The 20,600-nt window shown below is 54.2% G+C and carries 14 protein-coding genes; 4 read left to right on the top strand and 10 right to left on the bottom strand.

Annotated features, from left to right (window positions below):
• Nucleotides 1-85 precede the first annotated feature (85 nt).
• Entirely contained in the window at nt 86-2,125 is a 2,040-nt protein-coding gene (locus tag SOJ49_RS07755; protein ID WP_369857659.1) for a primary-amine oxidase, read from the bottom strand.
• A gap of 184 nt (nt 2,126-2,309) precedes the next feature.
• On the opposite strand from SOJ49_RS07755, the gene SOJ49_RS07750 reads away from it, so the two are divergent.
• Nucleotides 2,310-2,888 (top strand): DJ-1 family glyoxalase III, encoded by a 579-nt coding sequence (locus SOJ49_RS07750; RefSeq protein WP_369857658.1) that lies wholly within the window; start codon nt 2,310-2,312, stop codon nt 2,886-2,888.
• Between the two features lie 91 nt (nt 2,889-2,979).
• Here the strand turns inward: SOJ49_RS07750 and SOJ49_RS07745 are convergent, their stop codons facing one another.
• The 3 genes from SOJ49_RS07745 to SOJ49_RS07735 all read right to left on the bottom strand — a co-directional run bounded on the left by SOJ49_RS07745 (nt 2,980) and on the right by SOJ49_RS07735 (nt 7,391).
• The gene (locus tag SOJ49_RS07745) at nt 2,980-3,636 is read right to left on the bottom strand and encodes a response regulator (RefSeq protein ID WP_369857657.1); all 657 of its coding nucleotides are present in this window, start codon (nt 3,634-3,636) and stop codon (nt 2,980-2,982) included.
• A complete protein-coding gene (locus tag SOJ49_RS07740; RefSeq protein ID WP_369857656.1) occupies nt 3,636-4,880 on the bottom strand; it encodes an ATP-binding protein in 1,245 nt (414 codons plus the stop codon). The genes SOJ49_RS07745 and SOJ49_RS07740 overlap by 1 nt, the downstream gene beginning before the upstream one ends.
• Nucleotides 4,881-5,000: 120 nt before the next feature.
• Entirely contained in the window at nt 5,001-7,391 is a 2,391-nt protein-coding gene (locus SOJ49_RS07735) for a TonB-dependent receptor (protein ID WP_369857655.1), read from the bottom strand.
• Between the two features lie 341 nt (nt 7,392-7,732).
• Between SOJ49_RS07735 and SOJ49_RS07730 the strand changes: the two genes are divergently transcribed.
• Nucleotides 7,733-8,545, top strand: a complete 813-nt coding sequence (locus tag SOJ49_RS07730; RefSeq protein ID WP_369857654.1) for a response regulator — start codon at nt 7,733-7,735, stop codon at nt 8,543-8,545.
• Between the two features lie 65 nt (nt 8,546-8,610).
• On the opposite strand, the gene SOJ49_RS07725 is transcribed toward SOJ49_RS07730, so the two are convergent.
• From SOJ49_RS07725 to nosP, 5 genes are all read right to left on the bottom strand, one after another.
• Nucleotides 8,611-10,860, bottom strand: a complete 2,250-nt coding sequence (locus SOJ49_RS07725) for an OsmC domain/YcaO domain-containing protein (RefSeq protein WP_369857653.1) — start codon at nt 10,858-10,860, stop codon at nt 8,611-8,613.
• A 181-nt stretch (nt 10,861-11,041) separates the two neighbouring features.
• Nucleotides 11,042-12,256, bottom strand: coding sequence for a leucine-rich repeat-containing protein kinase family protein (locus SOJ49_RS07720; protein WP_369857652.1), 1,215 nt, complete (start codon nt 12,254-12,256; stop codon nt 11,042-11,044).
• Between the two features lie 139 nt (nt 12,257-12,395).
• Nucleotides 12,396-13,325 carry a DUF808 domain-containing protein gene (locus SOJ49_RS07715; protein ID WP_369857651.1) on the bottom strand — a complete coding sequence of 310 codons (930 nt, stop codon included), beginning with the start codon at nt 13,323-13,325 and terminating at the stop codon, nt 12,396-12,398.
• A gap of 137 nt (nt 13,326-13,462) precedes the next feature.
• Nucleotides 13,463-16,087, bottom strand: a complete 2,625-nt coding sequence (locus tag SOJ49_RS07710; RefSeq protein WP_369857650.1) for a NahK/ErcS family hybrid sensor histidine kinase/response regulator — start codon at nt 16,085-16,087, stop codon at nt 13,463-13,465.
• Nucleotides 16,084-17,244: a nitric oxide-sensing protein NosP gene (nosP, locus tag SOJ49_RS07705; RefSeq protein ID WP_369857649.1), complete on the bottom strand. Its 1,161-nt coding sequence runs from the start codon at nt 17,242-17,244 to the stop codon at nt 16,084-16,086. The genes SOJ49_RS07710 and nosP overlap by 4 nt, the downstream gene beginning before the upstream one ends.
• Before the next feature lie 304 nt (nt 17,245-17,548).
• On the opposite strand from nosP, the gene SOJ49_RS07700 reads away from it, so the two are divergent.
• Together SOJ49_RS07700 and SOJ49_RS07695 are read left to right on the top strand one after the other, a co-directional pair.
• Nucleotides 17,549-17,695 carry a hypothetical protein gene (locus SOJ49_RS07700; protein WP_369857648.1) on the top strand — a complete coding sequence of 49 codons (147 nt, stop codon included), beginning with the start codon at nt 17,549-17,551 and terminating at the stop codon, nt 17,693-17,695.
• Nucleotides 17,696-17,827: 132 nt separating this feature from the next.
• Nucleotides 17,828-18,841, top strand: a complete 1,014-nt coding sequence (locus SOJ49_RS07695; protein ID WP_369854977.1) for an IS110 family transposase — start codon at nt 17,828-17,830, stop codon at nt 18,839-18,841.
• 417 nt (nt 18,842-19,258) lie between these two features.
• On the opposite strand, the gene SOJ49_RS07690 is transcribed toward SOJ49_RS07695, so the two are convergent.
• On the bottom strand, nt 19,259-20,377 hold the full coding sequence (locus SOJ49_RS07690; RefSeq protein ID WP_369857647.1) for a porin: 1,119 nt from the start codon (nt 20,375-20,377) through the stop codon (nt 19,259-19,261).
• Between the last annotated feature and the right edge of the window lie 223 nt (nt 20,378-20,600).

Here is a 20,600-nt window from a genome sequence, read left to right as displayed (position 1 = left end):
GCATCAGCTAACGGGCGTCTGGCCGTTAGCTGATGCTTTCAACGACGTGCTACGTCAACAACATCCACTACGTGCTCGTACTCTTTCAGCTACCGCAGCAATCGCTGCTTTCATCACTAACACCATCACCCACACCCACACCCACACCCACACCCACACCCACACTGCGATGATCCTTACCGGCGGGCAGATCCATGGCCGGATTGGCGTCAAAGAAATTATTGGGTTTGAGTTTGAAGCCGACGTATTCCACCGGCATCACCGGGAAATCTTCCGGCTTGCAGATATGGGTGTGACCATAGGTGTGCCACAACACAAGATCGGTATTTTCGACATTCCGGTCTTGCTGGGTATACACCGGCAAACCGTCGCCCTTGTTCTGATTCGGATAGTTACCCGTGCCATAACGTTCAGCCGGATCATAAGGCGTTACCCAGACATGATTGGCAGCAAACCCGGCACGTTGGCCAATATAGCTATCGGCCTGCGCCAGCATCACCGGATTGTGTTCTGCCATCAGCTTGTAACCGGGATGATTGCCAACCGCGTTGGTTTTGTTGGGGTTGATGACTTTCCAGAAACGCCCGCTTTGGCCGTTCGCTTCCCGAGCCGCTTGCTGCTCTGAGGCCAACGTGGTGACTTCGGTATTAAACGCATTCCCCCAGGGATTACCTTCTCCGGTTGGTTTGGGACTGAAGTTGGTTTCCAGTACCGAGTTTTGTTCGCCATCCAGCATCATATGCAAGCGGGCATTGAAGAAGTGCTGGTGCGACGGGCCATATATTTCCGGTGTGACAATACCGCCACCACACTCAGGTTTGGTACCTGGCACCATACCGGCGGTCTGGATAATACCGGTCAGTTTGGTCTCCATTTCAATGGTGCCATCCTGATACAGATACCAGTAAAACCCATAATCATAGTTGCCGACGGTACAGAAAAAGCTGATCACCAGACGACGGGAGCGGCGTACCTCAAAGACGTCCGTACGGAATTCGTAGTGCTTCCACAGCGTGCCGTAATCTTCTTCGTGCATACACACGGCGTTCTTCATGGTGAAGGGTTCGCCCTTGTCATCCACCGCCGGAATATCAAAATAATGAATCGCGCCGAGACAATCGCAGCCTAACTCCAGCTGATTAGCCAAACGGCCGAGACCATATTCACCGCCATCAAAGGCGCATTTCCAGTAATGGTTCAGCGCCGTATCCGAATACGGCACTGCCATATCGGTGACGCTGGCGCGATAGATAATTGGCCGGACTTGGCCCTTGTCGTTGTAGCCGAGCTGATTCAGTACCAAGCCTTCCCGCGGTGTAAAACCAACCCGGAACTGCCAGTTTTGCCAGCTGACTTTCCAGCCGTCGACGCTGAAACTCACCCCTTCCGGCTGCACAATGTGTAATGGTTTAACATCGGAACGTGGCTCCCCCAGCGACGGGGTATCGTAGTTACGCTTGGTTTTTGGAATTGGGGTATCCCGACCGTCGTCGAGCAGCTCGATAACCTTGCCTTCGTTCAGGTCGATAATAGCCACCAGCCCTTCAATCGGATGGGCATAGCCGTTATCGGTAAATTTATCGCGATAAAAAGCAACGCCGCGCATCAGCCGTTTGCCCTTGTACTTGGGATCATCACCAAAGTAGCCAAACGACCAGGGATCGATCTGGATGTTTTCGATGTCGGCATCGGTCAATCCACGACGCTTGACCGCAGCACGCCAGTCAGCGTCATGCTGGACGATATCGACGCAGGTAAAAAACTCTTCCACCATAATAGGTGCTTGTCCGGTCACGTCAGGATCAAGCTGCTGCCAGTCCGTCACCTCCTTCGCCACCAGGTCGATCATGGCTTCGAACATAGCGCCGTTACTTTTATCCAGCACGGTGGCAAAGGCACGGCGGGAAAATGGCTGACCCGCTTTAAAAGCCAGTACTTCAGCTTTTGGCGGTTCTTCCAACTGCAGATACGGAAAACGACAGCTATCACCCAACTGCTGCGTTTCCTTCAGGATCGCCGCCGCCAGCGCCAGTTCTTCCAATGTCAGGGGATCCAGTGGATGAACCGGGGTTGTAATGGTGGCAGATGCCGTGGTCGGATTGGATGCGCAACAGGTCTCGCTCATGATGTATCCCTCATTATTCAGTGAATACAGCCATGCTAGGCAGAAGCATCAACGTCGTTATCGCAAAGTGGCAAAATAACCCGGCGCAGAAAAAACGCTCGAATTCCGACAACAAACCATGACATTTGGCGGCATAACTCTCACACTGCGCGCTTTACGCCCAAATGTTGAGGACAACACTGCCATGAATGCCCTGATTCCCATTGCCAATGGCAGCGAAGAACTGGAAGTCATCACCCTGGTTAACGTACTGCGGCGGGCGGGTATAAACGTCACACTGGCCTCCACAGGCCCGGAGCGCAACGTCCGCTGTGCTCGCTCGACCGTGATTGAGGCTGACTGCCTGCTCGGCAAACTGGCCATTAATCACCCGTTTGATCTGATCGCCGTTCCTGGTGGTATGCCCGGTGCCGCTAACCTGGCGACATCGCTGGGACTACTGCATCGAATACAGCAGCAAGACCGGGCCGGCAAATGGGTCGCCGCCATCTGTGCCGCTCCGGCAGTGGTATTGGGTGCCGCCGGTGTAACCGCAGGCCGAGTCATGACCGGTTACCCCGGCTTTGGCCCCTTGCTGGTGCAATCTGGTGCCCTCATCAACAACACCGATGATGTGGTGGTCGATGGCAATCTGATCACCAGCCGTGGCCCGGCAACGGCCTTGCCTTTTGCGCTGACGCTGGTGGAATTGTTATGCGGCAAGCCGATACGGGATGATGTGGCAGCGGCCATGTTGTATCAGGATGGATCCGTCTCTTCATGATGACGACTGCGCCTGGCCAGTAGCGCCGGGAAACACCGGGCAGATAACACCGGGCAGATAGACAAATCCGGGCAAACCAGTGTCCGGCCCGTCAGCCCAACAGCTTACGCATCAGTTCTGCTGTACTGCTGACGCCAAATTTCTGCCGGATAACCGTGGCCCGATTGGCGACGGTTTTGGCACGGATACCCAGCTCCTCGGCGATGGTCTGATTGCTTTTGCCTTCCAGCAGACGTTCGGCAATTTCGCGCTCTCGCGCTGCCAGAATCGCCAGTGGATCGATGACCGTAGCGCCGTACCTGGCTGCTGCCGTCAACGGGCGGCCCTTGGGCACGTCGCCAACGGCCAACAACGATTCAAACCTCGACTCTAGAAACGACTGTCCAGCAACGACCCGATTCACCGCCTTCAGCATTACCGCCGGTGGACTCGATTTGGACAAATAGCCCAACGCCCCGGCGTTCAGCGCCGCACGAATAACCGTAGCTTCTTCGTACATGCTGAACATCAGAATCCGGGCGTCCGGCTTGACACCAATCAACTGCCGACACACTTCAATACCCGACAGATCAGCCATATTCACATCAAGTATCAGAATGTCGGGAGCATGCTGGAAAAACAGCAAGGCGGCATCCGTTCCCGATCCGGCTTCAATCAGCTGCACGTCATCAATCATCGCCGCCAACAGAGAACCGTAACCCTGTCGTACCACGGCATGATCATCTGCCAGCAAAATCGTCAGTGCCATCACTCTTCCCCTTCAGGGTAAGGAAGTTCGGCGGTGACCCGTGTCCCTTGCGGACTAAAATCTACCGTCAAGGTACCGCCCAATAGCCGCGCTCGCTCAGCCATGGAACGCAGGCCAAACCCGGCAATGGCATCTGACGACGCACTGCCATTATCTTGCACCTGCAGTGTCACTTGTTGCTGACCGTCGGTGGTCAGAGAAATCCGGACTTCTGTAGCCTCCGCATGCCGAACGGCATTATTCACGGCTTCCTGCACCAGCCGATAGACCTGGGACGCATCATCCTCGCTCCAGCCAGGCCAGTGATCTCCAGACAAGACACATTGAAGACCGGTAGTTTGCCCGGTACTGCGCAACAGTTCTTCCACCGCCGCTTGCAAGCCCAGTCGTTCCAGCACCACCGGATATAGATTATTGATGATGCGGCGAAACCCCATATTAATGGCATCACACCCGAGCAGAATACGTTCACTGGTTTCCAGCAACTGTTCCGGTTTATTCAGCTGAAAAGGCAGCACACAGGAATGTACCCGAACACCCGTCAGTTGCTGACCAAGATCATCATGTAATTCCCGCGCCAGCGCCGAACGTTCCTGCTCCTGAATTTCCATCAACGTGCGGGTAAGAAAACGGTTTTCATTACGGGCGCTCTCCAGTGATTCGGTCATTTCGTTAAAATGCGAGGCCAGATCATTCGCTTCACGCAGGCTGTAACGACCCAAGCGGGCATGCAGATGCCCCTGCTGTACCTGATCAAAGGCTGCCAGAACGTCCGCCAACGGCCGCAATCCTGCACGCACTCCCAGATAAATAGCCAGATTGGAAATCAGGGCACAGCCACAAAACAACCAGAACAACCAGCTGGACGAATGCCAGACCTCTTCAATTTCATCGCGATCATCGGAAATCAGCACCACTTTTTTGCCATTGCTGTCGGTCAGGGCTAGCTGATAGCCACGTCCGGGATGGTCAAACAAGGATTCAAACCAGGCCGGGACTGAATCTCCAGCCGGGCGTTCGACAGCATTTCCAGCAACCTGCACATGGCGCAGACTACTGCCCACCAGCGCCAGTATTTGCTGTGCCTGGCCGGATTGGATCAATGCCTCAACCACCGGTTTCATCGCCTGTTGCTCGCGTAGAACATCCTCTCTCCCTTGCACCAGCAAGGTTGCCAGACTGACAACCAACGCCAATGCAAAGGTGCTGTTGACCATCAGCAGGATTTGAGTCATGACATTCATACAGCCACTCCGATTGCATCCTTACCTGGTTGCCAACACCATCCCCGCACTCGCCGCAGCCACAATCGCCGCCGCAGCCACAATTCCCGTAACCACAATTCCTGCACTGTCGGCTTGCGATCAGAACGCCAGTTTGATGCCAGCCTTGAAGGTTCGTGGTGCACCGGGGCCAACAAAGCTGTCCTCTTCAAAGCCGGGGTAGGCTTCACCCAACACGTCATCCGCTTCACCATAAACACCAAAGGTTTCGTATTCGCGATCGAATACATTAACGACGCGACCATAGATTTCAATGGCGGCGGTTGGCGCGTAGCTGGCCCGGACATTCACCAGGGCATAACCAGCCAATTGCTCATTTTCATTGGCCTCATCACCACGGAAGTACTGGCTGCTACGATATTGAATATCGCCACCCACTGACACTTGTGGCAACAGGTTCCAGTCGGCAGCCAGTTTGAGATTGTGCTGCGGCAAGCCGGGAATACGATCCCCGGCTTGCACCTGACGATCAGAACCCCGTGGATTATTGGGACTGAATGACACAAAGGGTGTCTCAAACGTCGCCCGCATCCAGGTATAAGAAACAGCAAGTCGAACGCTTGTCCAGTGACCTGTCATGCCCAGCTCGGCCCCCAAGCGACGGGTTTTCCCCACATTGGCAAAATACCCTTCCGACGGCAAGCCTCCGGCTTGCTGAAACAGAATATCGTCATGACTGGTAGTGCGGAACAGGCCCGCCGTCCAACGCATATGTTCGGTCGCTGTGCCTTTCAGACCCGCTTCCACGGAACGGGTAACCACCTGTTCAAGCGGAGGATCAGACACAAAACCGTTTGGTAACTTGCAAGGGTCATTTTCGTCTGCACAGCTGAGTTCTGCCGGACTGGGTGCTCGCGACGCCTCACTGTAACTGGCATACAGATTCAGGCCACTGTCGAACACATAGGCCAGCCCCAGCATCGGATTAAGCCGGGCAAAGGTGTGGTCGCCATCCAGCGATCCCGGCCCGGATTCCAACTGATCCTGCATCTTGATATGGACATGATTGTATCGGGCGCCAACCGTCACACTGAGCTGATCATCCACAGCCAACGTGTTGCTAAAAAACACGCCCATGGTCTGGGTATCGGTTTGCAGGCTGACTTCAGACTCACTGTCGTAAAGGCCAATGGCTGTGACGTCTCGGGCATCCCCCGGCTCATCGTTATTGAGAATGGCAAAGCCGGTACGTGAGCGAAAGTGAATATCGGCCTGATCCAGTGTCACACCAGTGGTAAACAGGTTGTCCCGCCCGGCGACTGGTACAGAAGACGCCAACTGCAGACTGAAGCCCTGACTGCTTTGTTCGGTGCGGGAGGTGTTCAGAGTACCGTCGACGTCGTCGGCATCAATATCCAGCCCCAGCTCGGCGGCTATCGCTTCCAGCGTGTCATCGTCATCGTAACCCACAAAGGTGACTGGCTCTTCGTCGCCACCGGCTTCGTCTTCTTCACACAGGGTGTCAGCACCATTAAGCAAGCATTCTTCGTAATCCGAGTCGTCACCATTTACCGTGGTGGTGAGGTTGCGGCGCAGATAAATATTACCGGCCAGCTGCAAGGTATCCGAGAACCAGTGATCACCATCCAGGGCAAAATAATTCAGTCGGTTGCGAGTGATATCCGGATTGGTATAAATAGCGCTGCGGCCTTCGATATCCATCAATGCCTGGGGCACAGCACCATTACCGATCATTTCGTTGTCATCCAGCAAGACTGTCAGATTCAACGAGCTGTTCAGCGAGCGCCAGCTCAGTACCGACATGGCCTGGCGAATATCGCTGCCAGAGGCATCACGCCAGCCATCTTCTTCTTCACGATTGAGTAATACGTAATAGCCAACGTCTTGATTACCCAGCTGGCCATTGCCACCGCTCTGGAACTGAGCCTGCCGGTAGCCAAACTGACCAGCCCCAAATTCCAGCTCATTACCCTGGCTGTTAAAACCATTTTTCACCGCCATCGCAATTGAGCCGCCCAGCGTATTCTGACCAAACAGCGGATTAGAGCCGGAATACAAAGTCATGTGGTTGACCGCATCGGTCGGGAGTAAATCCCAATTCACCGTATCCCCAAAAGGCTCATTAAAACGCACGCCATTGAGATAGACAGACACCCCCTGAGGCAAACCCAACAGCGGTGACGCGGTAAAACCGCGATACTGGACATCCGGCTGATACGGGTTACTGACGGCTTCATTAATACTTACCGAGCCCAGTTGATAACGCATATGTTCGGTAATGCTTTGCGCCTGGGTGCGCTCCAGGTCGGCACTGCCAAGACCTTGTACCGGGCTGACCAGCTGATCCTCCCGTACCCCGGCTCCAGCCACCGGCGTTGGCGCAACCACTACAATTTCTTCTGTCAGATTACCCATGTCCGACCAGGCGGCCAGAGGCAGCAGCCAACCGGCCAGGCTGCCTAACACCTTCCTTGAAGAATGACCGTTTGCGGGAAAACTCAGAAATGCCATCAGCCTCAGCCTTATTGTTATTATCAGATGCTGATATTCTGAACGGCGGCATGTCTGCTGGCTGTTCCCCGACCGTTGCTGATAACGACTGCTTTGGCACTAGGTGAACGGGATAGGGAAATCTTCCCGATTGTTCTTTCAATGGTTCCTTCAAGTCAGGAAAATAAAGATGCAGATAGTAATAATGAAGGAAAAAGCAAAAATATTGTGCCAAGGCAGGGGTTTTCGACTAACTTTACTACTTTAGACCCCCATACAAAACGCCAAGGTAGAATAGCTGACAGTAGCAGCACGGGGTGTAATGGGTAAATTACAAAAATAAAGAAACAGGAGTAGCTACCATGTTGACACTCCAGACCAGCCACAGTGCATCCGACGGCGCTTGTGACGCTGTCCCCAGCCAGAGCTCCCAGCCTGATATGACTGATACAACTTCAAGTGCAGAATTGCCGTCCAGCCCGCTGACGGAAAGCGAGACCCCGGTCTACAAACTGCTGATTGCCGATGATCACCCGTTGTTCCGGGAAGCCATTGCCGACGTTATTCGCAACCGCTACCCTAATTCAGACATTGTCGAAGCCGAAAATCTCGAGTCGGCCGCCGTATTGGCGAGTGCCCAGGATGATCTGGATCTGATCCTGCTCGACCTCAATATGCCTGGCATGAACGGCCTCAACGGCTTGATCCAGTTACGTAACGAATCCCCTACCATTCCCGTCGTCATCATCTCGGCTGAAGAAGAAAAAAGCGTGGTACTGCAAGCCATGACTTATGGTGCCGTGGGTTTTATCATCAAGTCCCTGCCACGGGAAAAAATGACCCAGGCACTCGAACAAGTGTTAGCAGGCCAGGTGTACCTGCCATCCGATGTTATTCGTGCCACTGATGACGGCCGCTCACGCCAGCGCCGTATTCAGGATGAAAACCTGATTCCCCCGGAAATGCTTAACAGCCTGACCCGCCGACAGTTACTGGTACTGGAACGCATGGCCAGCGGCGAATCCAACAAACAGATTGCCTACAACCTGTCGATTGCTGAAACCACCGTCAAGGCACATGTCTCGGCCATTTTACGCAAGCTCAGTGTGCACAACCGTATCCAGGCAGTACTGGCCGCCAGCAATGTAGACTTTAACCAATACCTGCGGCGCTGATTTCCCTCTTATTATTGTTAAAAGAAAAAACCGGGCGATGCCCGGTTTTTTATGTGTTGACCGAACTAGCCGCCATGATCCTGGGCCATAATCACACTGGCTGCCCGCGCCGCATGCAATTTTTTATAGCTGTCGATCAGGCGCACATGCTTGTCGAGCCCATCCAGATTCATGCTGGTTTCTTCCAGCCCGTAAAACCGCACCGACCCATCCACAGACCCCAACGCCGCCGCCAGACGCTCACCACCAAACATACGACCGAAGTTACGGGTGAAGTCGGCCAGTGCCAGTTCATCGTCCAGCATCACTTCCAATACGCAATTCAGTGCCTGATAAAACAGCCCACGCTCGACGGTGTTGTCGTTAAATTGCAGGAAGGTTTCGACCAACTCTTTGGCTTCCTCGTGCTGACCTAACGCCAGATAGACCAGCAATTTCAATTCCAGTAGAGTCAGCTGACCCCAGGCACTATTGTCGTCAAATTCAATGCCAATCAAGGTCGTGATATCGGTGTAGTCATCCAGCTCGCTGGCTTCCAGACGCTCCACCAGATCGACCAATTGTTCCTCGTCCAGACGGTGCAGGTTAAGAATATCGTCGCGGAAATACAGCGCCTTATTGGTGTTGTCGTAGATCAGATCATCAACCGGATACACTTCGGAATAACCCGGCACCAGAATCCGACACGCTGGGACACCCAGGTCATTATAAGTGGCCATATACGATTCCAGACCGATCGTTTCCAGAATACCAAACAGGGTCGCGGCTTCTTCCTGATTGGCATGCTTGCGTTCGTCCGGGCTGGCATCCGCCTGTAGCGCCACAGCGAAATCCCATTCCACAAAATCAACATCCGCCTTGGCACTGAAAAAACGCCAGCTCACCAAACCGGTAGAGTCGATAAAGTGCTCAACAAAGTTATTCGGCTCCGTCACCGCATTGCTTTCAAACGTCGGTTGCGGCAAATCGTTCAGACCTTCAAAACTGCGACCTTGCAACAACTCCGTCAGCGAACGCTCCAGCGCCACCTCAAAACTCGGATGCGCCCCAAATGAAGCAAATACACCGCCGGTACGGGGGTTCATCAGCGTCACACACATCACCGGGAACTGACCGCCCAACGAGGCATCCTTTACCAGTACCGGAAAGCCCTGCTCTTCCAGCCCCTGGATACCCGCCACGATACCCGGATATTTGGCTAACACCTCATCGGGAACATCCGGCAGCGCAATTTCATCTTCCAGAATCTGGCGCTTGACCGCCCGTTCAAAAATCTCCGACAAACACTGCACCTGAGCTTCCGCCAGCGTATTACCGGCACTCATGCCGTTACTAAGAAACAGGTTTTCAATCAGATTGGACGGAAAGTACACCGTTTCACCATCGGACTGGCGCACAAATGGCAGCGACACAATACCGCGCTCACTATTGCCAGAGTTGGTGTCGAACAGGTGTGAGCCGCATAACTCACCGTCGGCGTTGTAAATGGCCAGACAATAGTCATCCAGAATGGCTTCTGGCAACTCATCGTTCGGTCCAGGCTGAAACCACTGTTCATTGGGGTAATGCACAAACTCGGCATTGGCAATTTCTTCACCAAAAAACTGGTCATTGTAGAAGAAATTGCAGTTCAGCCGCTCCAGAAACTCCCCCAGCGCCGACGCCAACGCACTCTCTTTGGTCGCACCCTTGCCGTTGGTAAAACACATCGGCGACGCCGCATCACGAATATGCAGCGACCACACATTGGGCACAATATTACGCCAGGAGGCGATCTCGATCTTCATCCCCAGATCCGCCAGCAGCCCGGTCATATTGGCGATGGTCTGCTCCAACGGTAAATCCTTACCTGGGATATACGTCGTGGCCTGCTCGTCCGCCGCCGTACCCACTAACAGCAGTGCCTGCGAGTCGTCATCGAGGTTATCCACCACCTCAATATCAAACTCGATACCGGTCTGAATCGCCCGCTTTACCGTACAACGCTCCATTGAACGCAGAATACCCAGCCGGTCTTTCTCCGCAATACCCTCAGGCAACTCCAGCTGAATCTTCAACAGCTGCTTGTAGCGGTTCTCAGGGTCGACAATATTGTTCTGTACCAGCCGCAAATTCTCGGTTGGAATATCCCGTGCAATGCAGTACACCTTGGCAAAATACGCCGCACACATCGCCGACGACGCCAGAAAATAATCGAACGGCCCCGGCGCAGAACCATCGCCTTTATAGCGGATGGGCTGATCCGAGATGACGGTAAAATCATCAAACTTGCCTTCGAGACGAAGGTTATCGAGAAAATTGACCTTGATTTGCATGAAGAGTACCGCATTGGAAAGAGTGGCCAGCGCGGTGACAGGTAGAAAGCGTCGCCCGCGTTGTGGAAGCTGGGCGCTATTATCCAGATTTTCAGCTGGAGTGTCGCGGGGAGCGGGGTTATGAACTCGGCTTGTGGCCCAGTTCACTCCGGGATGTGTGGTGACCGAAAGAGGTCATGCTTCAGCAAGGCCTGATTGTGACGCAACCCAAACTCACCAGCCCCTCCATATCTTCAATAAAATACCCCAGCGCCCGCCGTTCTATCTTTCTGATTCCAGCTTGCTGTGCGTCCGTCAGATTGTGATACCGCGAAGCAGCTCCGAAATCTCCAAACAATAAATGCCCGTCGGCATTGATCAGGGTGTTGTGAGCGTACACATCACCGTGGCAGATTTGAGTGGCTTCAAGGTGCTCCACCAGGCTGGTCATTTGCTTAATCAGGCAGTCGGCCAATTCGCGGCTAAGGGCTTGGCCTGCGGTGAAGGTGTCGCGGGTGCAGCTGTCGAGGCTGGGTGGCTGACCCAGATTGCTGTAGTCGTGTGGGATCAGCTTCATCACCAGGGCATCAAAGGCGGGTTCTGTTACCTGCGCCAATGCGGTGACCAGATTGGGATGCGGTGCGACCGACAAACAGGCGGCCAGTTCGTCTTGCGGGTAGCCATCGCTGGTGACGCCGCCATGAAAGACTTTCACGGCAACGTCCGGGTCGATGCCTGCCGGGGCTGATTGCCAATAAGCGCGGGAAATCACACCTGAGGCTCCACGACCCAATACGTCTCCCATTTCCAGGTCGCCACGGGCAACGGTCAACACGTTGTGATGAGATTCATGACGTGGGCAGAAGGGGTTGCCGGAGAACGCCAGCCAGGCCAGATTGGGCAGTTCGAGCAACTGATCGGGAAATACGTCAAACTGGTTGGCGGATATTCGCAGTAAGCCCAGTTTGTTCAGCCTGCTGATGCTGTTTGGCAGTGCGGTCAGCCGGTTGCCCGCGAGCATGAGTTTTTCCAGTGCACTCAGGTTGCCGAAGTTGCCAGGTAATTGGCTAATGCAGTTGTCCGTCAGAATCAGCCAGCGCACATTAGGCGGCAGGCAGGTTGCGGAAACGTCACGAATCTTGTTGTGCTTAAAGCCGACCATCGTTAAGGAATGGCAGAGACCAACGCCTTCGGGGATATGTTCGAACTGATTATCCGAGGCGAACAGGATTTTCAGTTGACTGAAACGATGCAGATCACCCGGCAGGTCAGTAAGCTGGTTACCGGACAAATCGAGTACTTCGAGGGTATCGGCAAGGCTGTAAATTTCTTCCGGGAACCCGCAGAGGCCTGCCGCTAATTTGAGGTGGCGGCTACCAGCCAGTTCGCCGCTGCGCAGTTGAGCAAGAGTGTGCATTAAAATCCTGTAGGCGTCGCTACGATTGAGCCAATCAAGCGGTGCCGGAGCGGTTGGTCATCACGAAGAGTGGTCGACACGAAGCCGAAATGTAACGTGAACTCTATAGGGCAAAGTATCACCTGCCAACTGAATCTGATCAGCTACCGCGCAGTTGCTCAAACCCCATATGAACCCCTACCAGCACACTGCCCGCCGCCAGTCCGGTCACGGCATTCAGCAGCACGCTCACCAATCCGCCTAAAACGCTGCTGACGGCAGGCAAGCTGGCAATCTGTTCAGCGGCATCGGCAGAATGTTCTATCGCGTGATGAATCAGCGGTACGCCATGTACGAGTATCGCACCACCCACCATAAACATGGCGGCGGTGCCAACGACGGAGAGAAATTTCATCAGCCAGGGAGCAGCGGCGACCAGCACCCGACCGATGGCTTGCCAGGTGGAGGTGGACGTCCGGGTCAGATAAAGGCCGAGGTCGTCGAGTTTGACGATACCGGCAACCAATCCATACACAAATACCGTCATCAGGACAGAGATTCCGGCCAATACAATCAGCTGTTCCATCAGGGTCGCATCGGCCACGGTGCCAAGGGTGATAACGATGATTTCAGCGGAGAGGATAAAGTCGGTACGAATGGCGCCTTGGATTTTGTCTTTTTCAAACGCCACCAGATCAAAATCCGGATCGGTCAGGGCTTTGAGCTGGCCTGCGTCAGCGTGTTTTTTACCGTGCTGCAGCAAGGCATGAATCAGTTTTTCTGCGCCTTCGTAACACAGGAACGCACCGCCCAGCATCAGTAATGGGGTAATCAGCCAGGGGATAATGGCACTGATCAGCAGCGCGGCAGGCACCAGAATCGTCTTGTTGCGCAGCGATCCCACGCCGACGGCCCAAACCACGGGTAATTCCCGGTCGGCCCGAACACCGGTGACTTGCTGGGCATTGAGGGCCAGGTCATCACCGAGTACTCCGGCGGTTTTTTGTGCGGCGACCTTGGTCATGGTAGCGACGTCGTCAAGCAACGTGGCGATGTCGTCGATCAGGGTAAGAAGGCTGGCTCCGGCCACGATAGGGTTCCTGCTAGGGCGAGTGATGGGCGTCAGTATAAGGCCTGTCCCCCGCCGCTGGCGGAGGATATTGGCATTTTTATTGACATGAAGAGTTTAGATACCGCGCTGAGCACATGGGCGATACAGCAAGTTGCTCACGCAACAATGGCGTGGTGAATCATATGATGAATCATGGCCTTGAGTTTGGCCGGGCGCACCGGTTTGTTCATCAACCGATAGCCCAATTCCCGCACTTCCTGTTTGAGTACGTTGGTGTAGTTGGCGGTAATCATCAGTACCGGGGCATCCAGCCCCTGCTCTGAGCGCAGCCGCGCTACTACGTCCAGCCCGGTGACGCCGTTGTCGAGGTGATAGTCGGCAATAATGAGATCGATACCGGCGTCCAGCTCTGGCTGCTCTTGCTGCAATTCTTCGTAGCTTCGTACCGCCACGACATCAAACCCCCAGCCACTGAGCAGGACGTCCATGGCGTGACAAATGGAGGCTTCGTTATCCAGTACCAGTGCTCGCCGTCCCAGAAACTGTTGATTGCCCAACAGCGCCAACCCTGGCGTTGTTGCCTTGCGAGCCAGCTGGCGGCGTCCATAAGGCACCAGTACCGAGAAGCAGGAACCGGATCCCAAGGTAGACTGCACCCGGATGGGGTGACCCAGAATCCCGGACATCTTGTCGACAATCGCCAGCCCCAATCCCAGTCCCTTGTCGCGGGCGGTGTCTTTCTGGCTGCCACGATTGAATTCAAGAAAAATCTCTTCCAGCTTGTCTTCGGCAATGCCGTCGCCGGAGTCCCATACCTGGATTTCCAGCCCCTCTTTGCGCCGACGGCAGCCCAGCGTAATCTTGCCCTGCCGGGTGTAGCGTACCGAGTTGGTAAGGAAGTTACGCAGGATCCGCGCTAACAACTGTGAGTCTGTCAGGATCACCGCCGAGGTGGCAATGTACTCAAACGCCAGACCGGAATCGGCAGCCAGGGTACGGTATTCATTCGCCAGGTTGCCCAGCAGGTCACCGGCACGGAACGCGGTAATATCCGGTTTGACCACGCCTGCATCCAGTTTGGAAATATCCACCAGCGCCGCCAGCAGGCTCTCAACGTCTTCCAGTGAATAATTGAGCGAGAACACCAGCTGGCGTGTGCGTTCGTCGAGGTTGTGTTCCATCAACGAGGCACAAAACAGCCGGGCGGCATTCATCGGCTGCAACAGGTCGTGGCTGGCGGCGGCGAGAAATTTGGTTTTACTGTGGTTGGCTTTTTCTGCTTCCTGCTTGGCATCGCGCAGCCGCTGCTCCATTTGCACCCGCTCTTCGATTTCCTGACGCAACTGACCGTTCAGCTCAGTCAGTTCCTTGGTGCGGTCTTCCACCCGTTGCTCCAGATGCTGATACGCCTGAGTGAGCGCTTCGGAGGTACGGCGAATTTCAGTAATATCCTGAATCAGAACGTAAAATCCCTGCACTTCGCCGTTGGCGTCCTTTTCCGGTACATAATTTTTGACGACGTGGCGGATTTCGCCGTTGGGAGCCGGATCGGTAATTTCAAAGTTGACGCTGCGCCCACTGAGCGCCCGTTCGATATAGGGGCGCAGGCGCACCATCTGCTCGGGCTGGATAATATCTTCCATATGGCGGCCCAGAATGACCTCGCGCTCGTAACCGTACCAGGTTTCGTAGGCACGGTTGGAGAACACCATGGTGAGATCCTTGTCGACATAACCAATCAGCGCCGGCACGGTGTCGGTGATCACTCGGACACGCTGTTCGCTTTCTGCCAGTGCTTTGACAGCCCGGCTGCGTTCCGTAATGTCGGTGTACGTGTTGACAAACTCGCCATCCGGCATCGGATGCGTGCGGATTTCGAGCACCCGGCCATTGGACAATACCTGTTCCAGCTGTAAACAGGGTCTGCCCTGATCATCCCGCGACAAAGGGTTCAGATCGTCGACTTCGGTCAGCTGCATCAGGCGCGAGAAGCTGAAACCGCTCACCAGCGCGGTTTTGCTTAAGCCGGTCAACTCGGTAAAGCGGTGATTCCAGGTTTCCAGATTCTGGGCCTGATTGACCAGCACCACCCCCTGGGAAAGGTTATCGAGGGTATTTTGCAAGGTTCGGGATTTGGTTGCCAGCGCCCGCTCTCGTAATGCGCGCTCGTTTTCAATCAGGGCACTGATGTCCTTGTACAGCACCACCAGGCCACCATCCCGAGTCGGACGCTCGCTGACATGCACCCAGGTGCCGCTGCGCATATGGAACACCTTGCCATCACCTGGCAAGGCACCGTGACCCGTGCTGACGGCTTCGCCATAATAACGATCAATCAGACGATGATGCTGCGACAGTTTGTGGATCTGTTGCTGATCCATGCCAGGAGAAATTTCGATTCCAGAGCTTTGCCAGAACTGGCTGAAACGGGAGTTAGCCAATACCAGCTTGCGGTCGGCGTCGTATAGTACAAAGGCATCGGAGATGCTTTCAATCGCCTGGCGCAGCAGGTCGTGGGCATTGGTTGCGGCGGCACTGGCCCGTACCAGTTCGACATTGGTGCTTTTGAGACTGTGCATCGCCTCATTCAGCGCTTCGGTGCGTTCTCTCACCTGTTCGGCCAGATAGACGGAATGCTTGAAGTTGTCGTAGGCGCCGTCTGAATTCTCTGGCCCGGCTTCAACCCGGTGCATCAACGCCCGGTTGATTTTTTCCAGGCGTCGATTCTTGTCTTCAAATTCAGCCAGTCGCCGTTTGAGATCATCGACCTCTGCGCTCAATAGTCAGCCCCTCCCAGCGCCACCCCAGTGAACGTCTGGTTTAAATGCATACCGTTAAACTGCTCACCATAGGTATTAAAGCCAATCACTTTATGGCGGGCAAACATGGCTGACGCGGATGCCATCAGATCGAGATGATCCAGCTCCAGCCGCCTGAAGATACAATCGTAGCCCAGAATCAGCTGCGGTGTGCCAATTCGCTGGCTGATGTCTTCAAATAGCCCATCGAGCTGCGCCAGCATGTCGGCGGAACGCGAACGAGTCAGCACAATGCCGGTATCCACAGCGCAATAAAACGACAGGCTGTTATCCGGGTTCACTTTCTGGATCGCGCGCGGGTAATAGCGTTCGCCAATTTTTACCGACAGCGGATTAAGGGCAAACACTTGCGGACTCAGCGTCTCCAGCGGTATATCCAGAACCCGTGCATACTCCAGCGCTGCGGGTTCGGCATTGATTTCAAACACCCGCCGTTCCAGTGGATCGGCATCGGTGACCACCAGCTTGTCTTCGGTTGGTAGCAGGTGATGAATACTGAAGGCTTCAAAATCAAAAGCGGTATTCACCAGTAACAGAATAGCGGCGTTGGTATGGAAACGGCCTTCGTAATACACATGGGTCTTGCTGTGACACATATCATCGGCGGCAGAACCACCGAGCAAAGGAATGCTGCCCAGATGGGCATTCAGCAGGCGCAACAGCCGTTCTTCTTCGACCGAAAGACCGTCCAGCAAGGTCAAAGCGAAGGTATTGCCCTTGATCGGCGCGACCTGACGCTCACGACAGCTGTCGAGCATCTGATGAATCAGCCCTTGGGCATCCGAAAAACTGAAACGGGACAGATCCGACATCAGCGCCGACTGGACGGCAAACGACGATGCCGGAAAACCAATCGCGGTAATGCTGCCACTGCAATAACCAAACGGTGAAATTTCACCGGCCGTGGTACAACCGACCAGATCAATGCCGGAAAAACAGCCGCCGAGTGCTTTCGCCAGCGCATCAAAGTCAAAATCGTTGGAACAGAAAAACACCACCTGGCTCAGTTCGACATCAGACAAGGCCTGATACAGCTCTTGGGCCGCGATCTCAGGATCCTGATTGACGGAACAGGCGGTTTTAATACCATCGTACTGTTTTGGTTTTAATGCCAACATCGTTTCCACTCCCTGCTGGACGCCGTAGTCGCCGGATACCAGATCCGGATATAGCCCCGAAGACCAGCACCCGCTAAAAACGGGCGTAACCATCATCAACTGCGGACAGTACGAGTTTACTTAACCGCAAAGAGCAGGAATATGCTACTTCCGACCCCGTACTACTACCGATTGCAGAGGGATCAGACTGCTTGCCACAGTCCAGAACACGGATCAAAAAAACAGCCATAACCCAGTAGGGGACATCTATTTAATCCTGCACGACTCTGCGCGAGTGTTGCCGGTGATCAGGGCAAGGCGGCGAATGCCGCGAAATGACGCGTCCTTTTCAAGTTCGCCAACACCGCTCTGGACGGCGGCAACCCGCGCCCTCTGGGGGCTGCCGGATGATCTCGACTCTGTGTCGCCGACGTTTGACTTGACCCGTCAGGCCTGCAAGTCGGCTTCGTGATTCGACACCATCCGGTAGCCCAGAGTGAGCACCGGATTAAATAGATGATGAGATGGACGCTCCCCATAGGATCCAGCGTCAAATGCGCTAAGGTTTTGTTACCAGCAAAACGTCAATATGAGGAGCGTCCACATGAATGATATTAGTACCATCGCCATCGATCTTGCAAAGTCCGTTTTTCAGATCTGCATCGTCTCCGGGCACAACAAGGTATCGAAGCAGTTACGCCTCAGCCGGGAGAAATTCAGGCAATTCATGCTGGAGCAAACACCCTCCAGAGTCGTCATGGAGGCCTGTTATTCCTCGCATTATTGGGCCAGGTTATTTCAGCAACAAGGCCATCAGGTACTGTTGATTCCGGCCCAGCATGTCACGCCATTTGTGCGGGGCAACAAGAACGATCAGAACGATGCTCTGGCCATTTATGAAGCATCCATGAGACCCAATATCCGGTTTGTACCGATCAAGTCATTGGGTCAACAGGATGTTCAGAGCCTGCATCGAATGCGAGAACGGCTGGTCAAGGATCGCACTGCGCTTTGCAATCAGATGCGCGGTTTGTTGACGGACTACGGTTATATCTTTCCCATCGGGATCAATGCTGTGTTTAAAGGGTTGCGCGAGATTCTGGAACAAGGTGAGCTGTCTGGCATGATGCAGTCGGAGTTGAATTGGACATTGACTGAATATGACCTGTTATCGCGTCGGATTGATCACATTAACGAAGAATTAAAGCGTTATGGCGAACAGGATCAGCAATGCCAGAACCTGATCTCTATCCCTGGAATCGGGGCTCATATCGCGACGGCCATCAAGAGTACGGTGGGCAATGCGGAGGTCTTTCATAACAGCCGGGATTTTGCGGCGTGGACGGGGTTAACGCCGAGACAAAAGGCCAGTGGTCATAAATCGGTGATGTCAGGGATTACCAAGCGTGGGGATGCCTACTTGAGAAAATTACTGGTGCAGGCTGCACGTCACACACTGCGCTGGGCCAAGCGAAACGAAGACACAAATCTGGCGCGCTGGATGATAGACATCGTCCAGCGTCGCGGATTGCACAAGGGCGTTGTCGCCATTGCGCATAAACTGGCGCGGATTATCTGGAGCGTTTTGACACGTCAAACGGTCTTTAATCCGGCCTGAAAGCAAGAACCCATCGGGTAGTCGTTGTTTGATGATGTAACGGGGCAATCCGTCCCTGGTAGAGCCTGAGCGGGACACGATCGGCGTGGCCAGATCGAATAGATGTTAAAGGTGCCAGGGTTCGGATTTCATCAGGGCTGCGGGAGCTGATCCCGATCAGAAGCCGGATATATGTCAGAACTGCCACTGTCATCGCAACGAACGACGAAGGGTCAACAGGAAAAAAGAAGGGCATTTGGAGGTGCCAGGGTGAAGTCGTCCTTGACACCGCGGGAGCGTCTATATATGTCCCCTGTAGCATTAACAGCAAAGGATGGCCAGGCCATCCCTTGCTGGTGCTATTTTACTGCGATATTACGACCAGCCAAGTCATGGCTGGACGGAGTTACAACTGACCGCATACTCGGACAGCCGCCATCAGAATGTAACAACAGCACCCAGCGCCACAGTGGTGGTTTCAGCCGTTGCCGATTCGGCCTTGTCCCACTCGCCGACCAGAATCAGGTTGCTATTAACCGAGTGGAATACCGCCAAGGTTTTGTTTTTCAGATCCAGCTCCGCGCCGCCGTCTGTAGAGCCGCCATCGTTGTCGCCTTTGGACACAACCAAGCGCGTCGCACCCAGAGTGTAAGAAGCTTGCAACAGCTTGCCATCCACTTCAGCGCTGTCAGCGGTCAGAATATTACCCAAACCTGCGGCACCCACACCTTCCGCAGTGAAACCGGAAGCCGTCAATGCGACACCCGCAAACTTCACGTTCAGACCATAAGAGACACCTTTCGAGGTCAGCGACGTTCCCGCTTCTTTGGATTCCTGATTCATGTAACCCAACCAGCCTTTGGCAGAACCACCATCAAAATCCAGTGCGTAAGAGCCTTCGGCTTCGATACGCGGACGGCTTTCTTCAGATGCAGCAGAACGCTTGTTAGGATCCATCAAACCCACGGCCAGGTTAAAACCACCCATCGCTGGCATACGGTAAGTAATCTGGGAATTGGGCATCGGGTACAAATAACCAGTACCGATATTACCAAACGAGACGTTGCCGCCATCGTCGGTCACCGTCATGGTCTGACCAAACCCCAACAGCATTTCGTCACCAAAAATATTGGAGCGGTTAAACAGACCAAAGTCTTTACCCACCAGTACCTGACCAAAGTCACCGTCCACGGTGGCATACACCTGACGTGCATCGATCAGTGTTTCCGTACCGGCGTCTTCCGCGCCACGGTTCAGGTCAGTATCGCTGGTGCTGATCCACAAGGAAGAGCGGCCACCCACCGTCAAGCCATCAATCTCTTTGCTGAAGTTGAAACCAATGTAGTTCGGCAGAAAGCCCATTTTCACGCGGGATTGAGACACGTCATTAGCACCGTCAGCACTGCTGTCGCTATTGACGTAGAAAGTATTAAACAAACCATCCACAGAAAAGGTGGTCGCATCCTGGTCGTACAGAGTGATAGCGGCAGATGCCTGCGCACTGATAGCCACAGCGGCCGCGATTGGCAGCAACTTGAAGATGTTATTATTTTTCATTTTGTATTGCCCTGATTGTGTTGTTTTTGTCGTACAGGGGTCAGTGACTCTGCTCCACTCCCTGACCACCGCTTTCGCAACGGGTCAGGAAAAAAAGATGGCTCAGGCCGATCAGACCCGAGCCACCTGAAACAGGAACACTCTGAAGCGGTGCAGGACTGTCGCCCTGAACAACGTTTTCCACTATCCGTTGTCCTTGCATCCACAGCTATCATCCCTTCAA

This window comes from Candidatus Thalassolituus haligoni (genome assembly GCF_041222825.1).
Lineage (GTDB): Bacteria > Pseudomonadota > Gammaproteobacteria > Pseudomonadales > Oceanobacteraceae > Oceanobacter > Oceanobacter antarcticus.
This window is presented reverse-complemented; position numbering and strand designations above follow the sequence as displayed.

What these genes read in the sequence shown, in the direction of transcription:
- SOJ49_RS07755 (WP_369857659.1), bottom strand. Translation starts at nt 2,125, where the DNA reads ATGAGCGAGACCTGTTGCGCATCCAATCCGACCACGGCATCTGCCACC.
- SOJ49_RS07750 (WP_369857658.1), top strand. Translation starts at nt 2,310, where the DNA reads ATGAATGCCCTGATTCCCATTGCCAATGGCAGCGAAGAACTGGAAGTC.
- SOJ49_RS07745 (WP_369857657.1), bottom strand. Translation starts at nt 3,636, where the DNA reads ATGGCACTGACGATTTTGCTGGCAGATGATCATGCCGTGGTACGACAG.
- SOJ49_RS07740 (WP_369857656.1), bottom strand. Translation starts at nt 4,880, where the DNA reads ATGAATGTCATGACTCAAATCCTGCTGATGGTCAACAGCACCTTTGCA.
- SOJ49_RS07735 (WP_369857655.1), bottom strand. Translation starts at nt 7,391, where the DNA reads ATGGCATTTCTGAGTTTTCCCGCAAACGGTCATTCTTCAAGGAAGGTG.
- SOJ49_RS07730 (WP_369857654.1), top strand. Translation starts at nt 7,733, where the DNA reads ATGTTGACACTCCAGACCAGCCACAGTGCATCCGACGGCGCTTGTGAC.
- SOJ49_RS07725 (WP_369857653.1), bottom strand. Translation starts at nt 10,860, where the DNA reads ATGCAAATCAAGGTCAATTTTCTCGATAACCTTCGTCTCGAAGGCAAG.
- SOJ49_RS07720 (WP_369857652.1), bottom strand. Translation starts at nt 12,256, where the DNA reads ATGCACACTCTTGCTCAACTGCGCAGCGGCGAACTGGCTGGTAGCCGC.
- nosP (WP_369857649.1), bottom strand. Translation starts at nt 17,244, where the DNA reads ATGTTGGCATTAAAACCAAAACAGTACGATGGTATTAAAACCGCCTGT.
- SOJ49_RS07700 (WP_369857648.1), top strand. Translation starts at nt 17,549, where the DNA reads ATGCCGCGAAATGACGCGTCCTTTTCAAGTTCGCCAACACCGCTCTGG.
- SOJ49_RS07695 (WP_369854977.1), top strand. Translation starts at nt 17,828, where the DNA reads ATGAATGATATTAGTACCATCGCCATCGATCTTGCAAAGTCCGTTTTT.
- SOJ49_RS07690 (WP_369857647.1), bottom strand. Translation starts at nt 20,377, where the DNA reads ATGAAAAATAATAACATCTTCAAGTTGCTGCCAATCGCGGCCGCTGTG.